Annotated in this window: 15 protein-coding genes; 4 read left to right on the top strand and 11 right to left on the bottom strand. The window is 36.3% G+C overall.

Annotated elements, in window-relative coordinates:
* The first annotated feature begins 549 nt into the window (after window positions 1-549).
* The 3 genes from AKG98_RS21700 (at window position 550) to AKG98_RS21710 (ending at window position 1,906) form a co-directional block, all read left to right on the top strand.
* A complete protein-coding gene (locus AKG98_RS21700) occupies window positions 550-753 on the top strand; it encodes a hypothetical protein (RefSeq protein ID WP_067051223.1) in 204 nt (67 codons plus the stop codon).
* Between the two features lie 75 nt (window positions 754-828).
* A complete protein-coding gene (locus AKG98_RS21705; RefSeq protein WP_083544043.1) occupies window positions 829-1,473 on the top strand; it encodes a S1C family serine protease in 645 nt (214 codons plus the stop codon).
* Window positions 1,466-1,906 (top strand): hypothetical protein, encoded by a 441-nt coding sequence (locus tag AKG98_RS21710; RefSeq protein ID WP_067051229.1) that lies wholly within the window; start codon window positions 1,466-1,468, stop codon window positions 1,904-1,906. The genes AKG98_RS21705 and AKG98_RS21710 overlap by 8 nt, the downstream gene beginning before the upstream one ends.
* A gap of 327 nt (window positions 1,907-2,233) precedes the next feature.
* Here the strand turns inward: AKG98_RS21710 and AKG98_RS21715 are convergent, their stop codons facing one another.
* The 6 genes from AKG98_RS21715 to AKG98_RS21735 all read right to left on the bottom strand — a co-directional run bounded on the left by AKG98_RS21715 (window position 2,234) and on the right by AKG98_RS21735 (window position 6,360).
* Window positions 2,234-2,980: a DUF2971 domain-containing protein gene (locus tag AKG98_RS21715; protein ID WP_067051232.1), complete on the bottom strand. Its 747-nt coding sequence runs from the start codon at window positions 2,978-2,980 to the stop codon at window positions 2,234-2,236.
* A 224-nt stretch (window positions 2,981-3,204) separates the two neighbouring features.
* Window positions 3,205-3,360, bottom strand: a complete 156-nt coding sequence (locus AKG98_RS22105; RefSeq protein WP_255358682.1) for a S24 family peptidase — start codon at window positions 3,358-3,360, stop codon at window positions 3,205-3,207.
* Window positions 3,361-3,632: 272 nt separating this feature from the next.
* Complete coding sequence (locus tag AKG98_RS21720) at window positions 3,633-4,487, bottom strand: RNA polymerase sigma factor RpoD/SigA (RefSeq protein WP_067051235.1); 855 nt, start codon at window positions 4,485-4,487, stop codon at window positions 3,633-3,635.
* 394 nt (window positions 4,488-4,881) lie between these two features.
* Window positions 4,882-5,172, bottom strand: a complete 291-nt coding sequence (locus AKG98_RS21725; protein ID WP_067051238.1) for a YkgJ family cysteine cluster protein — start codon at window positions 5,170-5,172, stop codon at window positions 4,882-4,884.
* Window positions 5,173-5,174: 2 nt separating this feature from the next.
* Window positions 5,175-5,843, bottom strand: a complete 669-nt coding sequence (locus AKG98_RS21730) for a site-specific DNA-methyltransferase (protein ID WP_067051241.1) — start codon at window positions 5,841-5,843, stop codon at window positions 5,175-5,177.
* A gap of 199 nt (window positions 5,844-6,042) precedes the next feature.
* The gene (locus tag AKG98_RS21735) at window positions 6,043-6,360 is read right to left on the bottom strand and encodes a DUF6172 family protein (RefSeq protein ID WP_067051244.1); all 318 of its coding nucleotides are present in this window, start codon (window positions 6,358-6,360) and stop codon (window positions 6,043-6,045) included.
* A 140-nt stretch (window positions 6,361-6,500) separates the two neighbouring features.
* Here AKG98_RS21735 and AKG98_RS21740 point away from each other — a divergent pair, with 140 nt between their 5' ends.
* The gene (locus tag AKG98_RS21740) at window positions 6,501-6,986 is read left to right on the top strand and encodes a hypothetical protein (RefSeq protein WP_067051247.1); all 486 of its coding nucleotides are present in this window, start codon (window positions 6,501-6,503) and stop codon (window positions 6,984-6,986) included.
* 125 nt (window positions 6,987-7,111) lie between these two features.
* Here AKG98_RS21740 and AKG98_RS21745 read toward each other — a convergent pair whose 3' ends face one another.
* From AKG98_RS21745 to AKG98_RS21765, 5 genes are read right to left on the bottom strand one after another with little or no spacing between them, the layout of a single operon-like run.
* Window positions 7,112-7,996 carry a VacJ family lipoprotein gene (locus AKG98_RS21745; protein WP_067051251.1) on the bottom strand — a complete coding sequence of 295 codons (885 nt, stop codon included), beginning with the start codon at window positions 7,994-7,996 and terminating at the stop codon, window positions 7,112-7,114.
* Window positions 7,986-8,636: a phospholipid-binding protein MlaC gene (locus AKG98_RS21750; RefSeq protein WP_067051254.1), complete on the bottom strand. Its 651-nt coding sequence runs from the start codon at window positions 8,634-8,636 to the stop codon at window positions 7,986-7,988. Before AKG98_RS21750 ends, AKG98_RS21745 begins: the two co-directional genes overlap by 11 nt.
* A 53-nt stretch (window positions 8,637-8,689) precedes the next feature.
* Window positions 8,690-9,142, bottom strand: a complete 453-nt coding sequence (mlaD, locus tag AKG98_RS21755) for an outer membrane lipid asymmetry maintenance protein MlaD (RefSeq protein WP_067051257.1) — start codon at window positions 9,140-9,142, stop codon at window positions 8,690-8,692.
* A 20-nt stretch (window positions 9,143-9,162) separates the two neighbouring features.
* Entirely contained in the window at window positions 9,163-9,921 is a 759-nt protein-coding gene (locus tag AKG98_RS21760; RefSeq protein WP_067051260.1) for an ABC transporter ATP-binding protein, read from the bottom strand.
* 7 nt (window positions 9,922-9,928) lie between these two features.
* Complete coding sequence (locus AKG98_RS21765; RefSeq protein WP_067051263.1) at window positions 9,929-10,732, bottom strand: ABC transporter permease; 804 nt, start codon at window positions 10,730-10,732, stop codon at window positions 9,929-9,931.
* Window positions 10,733-11,198 lie beyond the last annotated feature (466 nt).

Below are 11,198 nucleotides of genomic sequence, written 5' to 3' on the forward strand. Positions count from 1 at the left end.
GAAGAGTAATCATGCAATAACTGAAAATATTTGGTAGGTGGGGTTAACTAGGCGTTTACCTATCATCGAAGTAGAAAAAGCCCAGCGCATATAAAACAGTTTCAATCTAGTCTTATCAATTTTCATACTCAGTTCTATTGGTTCAAAACTATAAGTAACAAAATAAATACCTATATGCGTAATAAATAATGTTGCCGTAAGTCCGTTCAGTATTAGTTCAGTCATACTTTCATTTTAGTCGTGGAGGATACTTTAAAGTTAGCCCCAGAATGATGCTTGGCAAAAATATTGAGTACTTTGATTTTAAGTTGTGAGTTAGTTTACGGGCATTAACATTAGGGCGTGATGCTTGTCTTTATTCTGAAGAAAAACGCCTAAAATAGGCGTTCTAGATATATTACATATGAGTTCCATATTTTTCAGTTTAACGAATATGCGAATATGCGAATAAATGAATATCATTGATATTACACTGTGTGCCCATACATAAATTAGGAGATCTAACTTTGTTTCTGAAAGTTCTTATAATTTTTTATATGAGGTAGATATATGGCTAAAGGTAAAAGTATTAATGGTAATTGCGATGCTAATAGTTCATATACAGTCAAAGGGAGAGGGGTTGTTACAGGTTCTAAATTAGTAAAAGAAGTAAAGCAAGGTAGACATCCTGATACCCACATCTACAAGCGAAATGGTGTTGAGTACGCGAGAAATAATCCAAATCATAAAGTACCAGATAATATTGACGATTGATGTATAAATCGTAGAGACAAAGGTAATTTGATATCAATATCATTTATAACTTACCGATTAATGTAATGGGGTCAAATGTATAGACATATAGTAAGAAAGCCTTATCAATGTACTTTTATGGTCTTTAAAAAAACACCACAAGATAAAATTACTTTTCTTGGGAGTGGTTTTTTTTGTCACTCTAGTGGTTATATATTGACATGTGCTCATTTGATTGGCTTGCAAGATGATATTAGGGTTTGCAGCTCTAGAAATATTGATTCATTTAATCATCAAGAACTAGACTTTCATCAAGTAGCTAAAGCTAAGATTGTTCAATATAGTCCAATGGATGACTTAGCTTTGCTAAAGCTTGAAAAGGGTGTTAGTACTGATTTTAGTAATGATATTATGGACTTTGATGTAGAGTCGCATATTGGCGCTACTGTTCTTTATTTCGGTTACCCATTTGCTCAAGAAGGTCTGCACACTGCTCATGTGTCTCAGGGGCTGATTAGCTCTAAAATTATTAATAATAGAGGTAAGAAGCAATATCAGCTTGATGCTATGCTTCATGAAGGCAATAGTGGTGGGCCTCTGGTTGAAGCTGTAACAGGAAAAGTAATAGGGATTGTTTGTGGAAGATTTTCCATGTGTAGTTTACAAAATAATATGATTTCATATGCGATTCCAATATCAAGCGCATATGAATTATTAAAAAAAGAGGGAATATATGTCTGAATTGATTTTAAATTTAAGCGATTTTGAGGAAGTAATTGATAGTTATGTTCCATCTTATCAAAGAGAAGATATCCTTAAGGTAATATCGAATGGAAGAGTTAATGAAGACGAGTTGGAAGATTTGGGTTTAACTTTGACGGGTGAAAAATATCCTGAAGGATTGTTTATTCCAACAGGGAGTTCTAACAATTCAAATAAAGGGGAGATTTGGGGCGTAATCAAAAAGCAAACCCATCAATACTTTTGTACAGAATTTGATAATGATAACGGGTCACTCATAAAAGACGCAATAAATGAGGTATTAACTTCGGTACTTAGTATTGTTTATGTGACTAAAGATCTTTTAATAGCGGCTGTAACAGTAGCCGTCTTTAGCGTTTATAAAATAGGAAAAAATACCTGGTGCGCTATGAATTCAAATAAAACTGAGTAAATTTTATTCTGAAAAAAAAGCTGTATTTTTCATAATGTTTATTATCTCGGTTAGTACAATAGTTCTAAGCCGTTTCAGTCCAAAAATTAGATGGAACAGACTAATCAAATTAGCCTGTTCTTTTTCAATCACATCTTTTGCCCAGTCCAAACCACACGCCCAATAAGCGCCAGTTCTTCACCGTCCAATTGTGATTTAGTGATTTCCCAAGGGTCATACATGGAATTATCAGACTTAACGTGAATAATGCCGCCTTGCTTCGGTGGTTCGGAGTATGTGGGAAAGGCATGGAAACCGAACCGAATACATTTTAATCTAACCAGCTACTCAACGATAACTAGCGGCTGACCTGTATATTTTGACGTTGTCATAACCGTGACTAATTAAAAAAAGATTAAGCTCTTGTTCATCGCATTCGCATTTTGGACCAAGAGTAATACTTTGTACTATCGATGAACGAAAACTCATCTCAAAAAAGGATATTAATTTTCCCTCTGAATTTTTAAATTGAATATCGGAAAAGGCTCCTTTCCATCCAACGCCTTTAATATGGTGTGGCATATGGATAATTCTTACTTCGTTCTCTTCCCGAAAGGCTGGGTTTTTAAACATTCCCGAATAAGAAAATATCTTCGCAGCCAATACGCTTAATTTATTATCAGGCTCATTACCTAGTTCATTGTGTATAACATCAGCATTTTTAAAAAAGATTTCTTCGAACGCTACTATGTGCTTTTCTTGCTCTTCTTTGTCATAAATTACATCGCAATAGCCCGTGGATTCTTCTATTTCCCCAGAAGGCCACACTGTTCCTTGCTCAAACGGAAATCCATTAAAGTCGAAGCCGAGACTAACTCCTTTACCATTATTAGCGTACGCTCGCCACTGGCTCAAGCAATCATTTTCTTTAGAGAAGGAGCTTAAATATATAGTGAGGGGATTATTTGATAATATAGTGTATAGGCGATCTAAAATAGGACTATGTGTTAATTCTATCCCTCTATATTTTATTGATTTTTCAAGATGCGATTTGAGTTTATCTTGAAACCAATGTAACTCCAGATTATCATTCATCCCCCGAAAGGAACAAAGTCGTATAGTTTTACTACTGAGTATTGCTAAAAGACCATTAAGGTCAGTATAGTGAAAACGCTCTTTAAACTCTTCATATTCCCATTCATTAACTACGATTGTCTTGTCCTCAAGTAATTAAAACTATTGAATTATCCCCTAAAATAAAAACCTCCAAACGTTGGAATTCTTTATACCTAGAATTCAAATCACATCTTTTGCCCAGTCTAAACCACACGCCCGATAAGCGCCAGTTCTTCACCGTCCAATTGTGACTTGGTGATTTCCCAAGGGTCATACATAGAATTATCAGACTTAACGCGGATAATGCCGCCTGGTAACATCTGTAATCGCTTCACCAACAAGTTATTGTCATAACGCATGACATAAATCCCATCGGGCATACGCAAACTTCATAGAAAGGGAGTTGGATATGCTGGTTTTTTAAAGACTCGAATATGGATGTATTAGTTTTTGATGTTTCCATATTTGAGTTGTTTGAGGGGGAGTGTGGTCGGTGGTAGTTCGGCAGGTAAGCATAAGATAAGCTAATAATTAATGACTTAAAGGTAAATTATTAGCTTATTCTGATTATGCGTGGCCCTAGTTAGGGCCGTTTTTACATGTAGTCTTTTTTATTAGATTATATTATTAGTTAGTTTAGGTAATCTTGCTGGTTTACGCTGTTCACTAATAATTCAGGTTTAATTTTTTGTAAACTCGCAGTAATAATTTGGCGTACACGTTCTCGAGACATAAATAGGCGTTCACCAATGGCGTGTAGTGTTTGTGGCTCTTCTCTACCTAGACCAAATCTTAGTTCGATGATCTCTCTGTCACGGTCACATAAATGGCTTAATACTTCAATTAAGTAACTAGAGGTATCGGTATTTTCTATTTCATCATTGGGTTTACAAATAGAGCTGTCTTCAATCAGGTCAACTAGCGCAGTACTTGAGTCATTTTGGGTTTGAATGGTTTTATCTAAGCTTGCTTCTGTAAAATAATAAGCGAGAACACAAACAACATTTTCAAACTCGATTTCGAGATTAGCAGCGATTTTTTGTAGATCCTGATTACATTTCAGATCAAGCGATTCTTCACGGGCATTTTTTAAAATACGTTTGTAACATTTACCGATATGAATAGGCACGCGGATGGTTCGTGATTGATTCATGATGAAACGTTCAATGTTGTTCTTGATCCACCATACCGCATAAGTTGAAAAACGAAATCCTTTTGTGGCATCAAACTTTTCAACGGCGTGGATTAATCCGGTATTACCTTCTTGAATGATGTCAACAAGTGATAATGATGTATGCTGATAACGTTTCGCAATATTAATCACTAATCGCAAGTTAGACTGGATCATACGTTGACGTGCTTTTTTATCTCCTTCATGGACGGAAATAGCGGTATCGTATTCTTCTTCTTTGGTAAGTAAAGTACTGTTTTTATTTACTTGTTGCATGTAAAGATCTAATGCGTTTGATTCGTTAAATAATTCCATTTTTTAACCCTCAACGTATTTTATTAGCGATACTCACTCATCCCTGTAAAAAATACGTAACTCTATGACAGATGAAGAAATTTACTTTTAGTGACAGACTGTCTAATTATAATCTGCCAAATTGGAAAATATAGATAGTGATATGAATAAAAAAAGGGTCATGTTGTGGATAAGTTAAAAGAACGGAACAAATAGGAGTGATGTCTGACCAGTTTTTAGTAATTACTATCTATAATTAAGTATTTGAAATTAAATAAATTATTATATGGTCATCTTGACTAATTAACATCCCTATTTACGCTGGATCTACAGTAAAGAGTTGCTAGGAAGGAGCCCTAATCAATCTAAGCTCCGAGATTAAGATTGAATAGGCTAGTATTTGAAAAAGTGCAACTTACATATGTGCTTTACGTTCTTCTTCGCATTCATACGAAGCCATTTCGAATATACGACATACCCAAGGTCTGTTTTCATAGATACTACACATCAAGGTGTCTCTATCGAGTGCAGCACACCAGCCATCATAACTCTGCGTCATTACTTCACTTCCCCATTCATCTGTTGAAATGTAGCGTTTTGGCACACCAGTATCGGTTAAAATCATAACTTCTAAGCGGCAGCAGCATGCTTCACAGTTAGAGCAGGTGATTTCGGTCGTTGGTAGATTTGTTATTTCAATCGTCATTCTTATGCCTTTTCTACCGGTTTAATACGGTTGTTAACAAACTCATGGGCTGAGGCTGCAATATCTGCACCTTCAGATCGTCGACCCAGATTAGCTGCTGCAATTAAGGTCGCGCCTGAACCGAAGAAGGGATCAATAATCAGGTCGTCAACGCTTGAACTTTGTGTGATTAGTTTTTCAATTAATGGCACCGGTTTTTCGGTTGGATAGCCACGCCAAACGCGTTTTTCTTGCAACACATCAGGCATACCTAAATCATTGAGCTTACGCTTACCTTTTTCGAAAAATAAAATGAATTCATAACGTGCGCGATAATGATAGCCCATGCCAATAGCACATTTATCCCAAACGATAGGTTTCCAAAATTTAAACCCAAGCTCTTCAGCGATTGGTTTAATGACAAACATGGTTTCTTGATCGCAGAATAAATAAAAGTGACTGTTCTTTTTTAGTACTCTATATATTTGTTCAACTAACGCAGGGAAATCACTGTTCGGAAAAATATCAAACCATTGGTTACTCGAGCCTGCGCTGTTTTTTAAACGCGTCGTGGTACCAATCTTTCGGTGTTTTTCTAAGGATTCATAAGGAGGATCTGTGATGACTAAATCAATACTTTCACTAGGAAGCGTTTTTAACCAGTCTACGGCATCAAGTTTATGTAGCTTCATTTATGTTATTTCAATCTTTTCGCAGTTACCTGCATGGCTTAGGGCGGCTATGTTATCAGGTAACGGCTGTAAACAGTAGTATTGCGTGTGTTATATCGAATGGACATTTAAAGAGGAGGGGGGTTAATCGAAAGGCATATCCCCAAGTCGCATGACGCGTATTTTGGGGATATGAATTCGGGCTATAATGCCCTAGATATTATTCTTCGCCGTAATCTAAATCTTCGTCATCTTCACTCATCACGCGAATGCCATCTTTTACCAAAACTTCGACATAGAAAGATGCATCTTTGCTTAGGTCACCGCTATCAATAGATTTATTGATTTCAGACAGGTGAATAGCCTGCGCTTCTTGTTCTGTTACACCATACTTACAATCAAAGTCCCAGTAATCTACACCTTTAGGTAGAACCTTATTACGTTCTCTTTTAATGTATTTTCTGATTTCGCTTTTGATAGATTCAATTTGGCGAGCTGGAACAATTTTTGGGTGGTTTAATACAAACGTTTTTTTCATCTTTACCCTTTAAGGAATTACGGAATATTTCATAACATAGGTTAATTATATCAGGGAAAAGAATAAATGTGGCAAACAGTACACTTTGTCTGCACTTTTAATCGGGTTGAGTTTTCTTGTGACGAATAATCGTGGAGTTGATGATGAAGTATGGTTTCTTAATTATTTTATTTATCCTTACTTTTTCTGTTCAGGCAAGTTATTGCAGTGGTCGGAACTGGCGGGATGCTTATCAATTTTATACACATAATATCGACCTACTGAACGACCATATTGATCGCTATAATGTATTGTTGGACAAAAATAATTCGGTTAATGAAGATGATGAAAAATATACTTATTTGATTGCCAAACTAGCGGTAGAAGAATTAGATCAACTCAGTATCGATGTCGAAATTTTAGAGACCAAATTTAATAAGGTAAAGTATCTGTGGCAACTGATCAGTGAACACTGTTTGCATGATGATGAACTGGATTATAATAATATGGCGATTAAAAATGTACGAGGGGCAGATATTGGGCGACAAGAAGTGAATGATTTATTAGCTCGAATTAAATTTTTAAGGCAGTATTTTTTAAAAACAATCGAACTTTCTAATGATAATCAGGAGGTTATTACAGGTTAGTTGGTAAGGTATTGATATACCGTAATTTGAACTGTGGTTTCGTTTGTCAGTTCAATGAATGTTAGACGTCATATTACTGAACATGAAACGAGGTCTATGACCTCGTTTCATGTATTTGTAAGAGACTATTTTTCAGCGACTTTGTCTGCGCGATATTCGAGGTAAAACTCTTTCATTCGTTCGTAAGGGTCAATGTAAGCTTGTTTAAAGGTTTCATAATCTCCAAGACTAAAGTATGTTGCATTCACCTTATCTACAGCTTGAACAGCAAGTGACAGCTTGTCAGGTTTTAAATAGCTGAGTGGACTAAGGAAGTAATCCGTGCCACGACCAACCGTGTCTCTTAGGGTTGAGGGGCCAAATACTGGCCACACAATATAGGGACCATTACCTATGCCATATTTACCTAAGGTTAATCCCATATCTTGATTATTTGGTTGCCAATCTAAGTAATGCGCAGCTGGATCCATCACCCCTAAAAGTCCAATCGTCGAGTTCACGACGAAACGCCCTAGTTCAGTGCCTGTCGATTTTATATCACCTTGGAATAGACTGCTGGTAAATCGAACTGGCATGGCTATATTGTGAAAAAAGTTGGCAACACCGACACGAAAAAACTGTGGGGTAATCGCCTTATAACCTAATGCTGTCGGACGCATTACCCAAAAATAAAGCTTATCATTAACATGGAACATCGCAATATTAAAGTAATAGAAGGGGTCTGAAATCTCGTCGCTGTTATCTATCTCAATGGGACTATCGTCATAAAATAGATCATCTTCTTCTGTAAAAAGTCCATCCTCATCATCTTCTGCAAAAAGTCCATCATCTTCAATATAATCAGGTGTTGAACTCACGACAGTCGGTATAGGTTGACTTTGTGGTAATGTGGGATGAATTTCAGCGCTTTCTTTATCATTGTTTTTAGGGACGGCACAACCGCTCATTACTAAGATGAGCAGCAATAACGGCACTGTAAATAAACGGGAAAAATTATTACTATTCTGCATTATTTTCCGTATGGGCTAGGTTTTTTTCATTCAGTAATGTCAATAATTCATCGGGTGTCTTTTTCAGTAATAGTGCGGAATATTCCTTACGAAATGAATTAATTAAACTTCTGCCTTCCACTTTAATATCATAGATACGCCATTCATTATTTTTTAAGCGTAGTGAATAATCAATCGCTGTTTTATTATTTATTAAGCTATTTACACGGGCGCGTTGCATCTTACGAATGGGCTTCATCGCCGATGAATGGGTGAGAGATACCGAGAACTTACTCTCGTTATTGAGTCTGTCTAAGTATAAATTACCAAGATGGATAGTAAAGGCGTCAGTAAATTGTTCTTGCTGGCTATCTGTAAAACGACGATCACTGTAATCACCAAGAGGGCGAGTCGAATCAGCTGAGAATTTTCCTAACGTCAACTCTGAAATTAACGTAAAGTCAAAATAAGTGGTCACAATTGGCCATAATTTTTTACGTTTAACTTCAGTTGTGAGGCTTGGATCATTAATAATCGTTAAGGATTTTTGCATTGCAGCATCGATTAATGCGGTTGCTTGGCTGATATTCTCAACGTGTGCGCGCACTGTAGTTGTAAATAGTAGCAATGCTGAAATAGATAAAACGATTATTCTTTTCATGTGATTTCTCATAATGAAGTTGTTTGACATACTGTTACTCATCTTTGATATAATTATTTACTGTCGCCACTAAATATGTATTTACTAATAAGGTCTTCAATATCGAGTGCAGATTCTGTTTCTTCGATGCTATCACCTTCTTGTAATTGCTCATCACTACCACCTGGGGTAAGGGATAGGTATCTGTCACCGAGTAATCCAGCTGTTTTTACCGATGCAATGACATCGACCGAGAGATTGATGCGCTTTTCAATCTTTAGTTTTACACGTGCTATTTTGATATTTGGTAGCAATATAATATTTTCAACTTGACCTATTCTCACTCCTGCCATTTCGATATTAGCACCACCTTTCAGGCCCGTCGCAGAATTAAAGTCTGCATAGACACTATAGTAGTTATCACCTAACAGCTCCATTTTTCCAAGTTTAATAGTAAGGTAGCCGACGCAGAGTATACCTATCAGTACAAATATACCAACAGAGGTTTCGATGGATGATTTTTTCATAACAGTTCCAATTAAATAGGTTAGTCGATATTGAGTAATGGTGATTCGTGACCATGGACAAATTCTGAAATAACAGGGTTTTCATCATTATTTAGTTGTTCAGGAGTACCTTGAAAAATAATGTCACCTTTATTAAGCAGTGCAATGCGTTGAGAAATCGTAAATATCTCAGGAATTTCGTGGCTTACAATAATTCCGGTAAATCCGAGCTTACGTTGATAGTCTGCAATCATTTTATGTACTGCTTTTTTACGTATTGGATCTAACCCTGTAGTCGGTTCATCAAATAAGATAATTTCAGGTTCTGTGACGAGTGCGCGCGCTAGAGCGACTCTTTTTCGCATACCACCAGATAGTTGTCCAGGGTATTGTTGTTCTGTACCTAAGATATCTAGCTGTGTCATACGTTTTTCAACACGCTGTTGTATTTCTGTTTTATTTAATTTACTTGCTTCTTGTAAGGGTAGCGCAATATTGTCGTATACAGTCATTGAGTCAAACAACGCGGAGTCTTGAAACATGTAACTGAATTTTTTCTTTAAGTTCTGTTTTTCTGCTTTTGCATGTTCAGATAAACTCTTACCATTGAACAGTATTGAGCCAGAGTCAGGAGTCAATAAGCCAATAATATGTTTGAGTAAAACACTTTTTCCTTCACCACTTTTACCGATGATCGTAGTTATCTCGCCTTTAAAAACACTGAGGTTGACATTATTTAATACCTGAGTGCCATCAAATGCTTTACTGACATTACAAAATTGAATAAGTGGAATATTCATAGTTTTCCTATAATAAGACAGACGTTAAAATATAATCAATAACAAGCACGAGAATACTTGCTTGTACAACGGCTGTTGTTGTTGAAAATCCAACGCCTTTTGCGCCAAAATTATTACGGCGAGTATGGGTGTAATAACCGTGGTAGCAGCATACGGTTATTACAGTAATAGAGAAAAATAATGATTTAATAAAGCCTTCAATGACATCAGCCATGAGGACGCTGTTTTCTACACGATAGAAATAAATAGCAGGGTTAATGCCTAATAATTGAGATCCAGTAAGGTAGCCGCCAAAAATGCCCACTGTATCGAAAATAGCGGTTAATAATGGAAAACTAATGAGTGCGGCAATGATGCGTGGGCTAACTAGAAATCGAATTGGGTCAATGGTCATCGTTTTAAGCGCATCTATTTGTTCTGAAATTCGCATAATCCCAATTTCTGCAGTCATTGCTGAGCCTGCACGGCCGATAATCATTATTGCGGTTAACACGGGACCTAATTCACGAATAAGGGTAAGTGCGACAGCAGAACCTAATAAACTCGTTGAGCCAAATTGAGAGAGGGTGTAATAGCCTTGTAACCCGAGCACCATACCGGTAAATAGACCTGTTACACAAATAACAACAATTGACTTTGCTCCAATAAAATAGAGTTGTTCAAGCACTCTTCGCCATTGCCAAGGGCGAGAAAACATATGTGTTATCCCATGCAATAGGAATAGTGCTGCTTTACCAAAACGTTGGAGTAAAGTCATGACTACACGACCAAGTTGGGCTAATGGGCGAGTCAAAAAGATAGCTCGAGACATGCATACTCCTTAAGATATTTAGAGCCTGTTTGACGTTTATTATTAATAATTGTCATCAAATTAGGGAATGTATAATAATATCAAATGTTTAATGTGTCAAAAATAAACTGAAAAAGTGATCTAATTATTATTAACATGGCCACTCATTCAAATTTGATATTTTATATAATTTATTTTAGTTCATTTCATCGCAAATATATGACGGTGTACTATATTTGTAATTAGGTCGACTGGATATTTTATTCCTACTACCTTTACAGTATGTGAAATAAGTGCAAGTGAATAACGTGCATGGCAGATACGTGTAAATGAAGATGAGTAACGTACGTGACAGGTGCGACTTAGTAAAGAACGAAAGTGTAAGTAAGTGTAAGTAAGTAAGTGTAAATGTAAGTGTAAGTGAAGACAAGTGTAAATGAAGACGAATAACGTATGTGAAAGGTACGTGTTAGTGAAAGTAAGTGTA

This window comes from Moritella sp. JT01, from assembly GCF_001574435.1.
Taxonomy (GTDB): Bacteria; Pseudomonadota; Gammaproteobacteria; order Enterobacterales; family Moritellaceae; genus Moritella.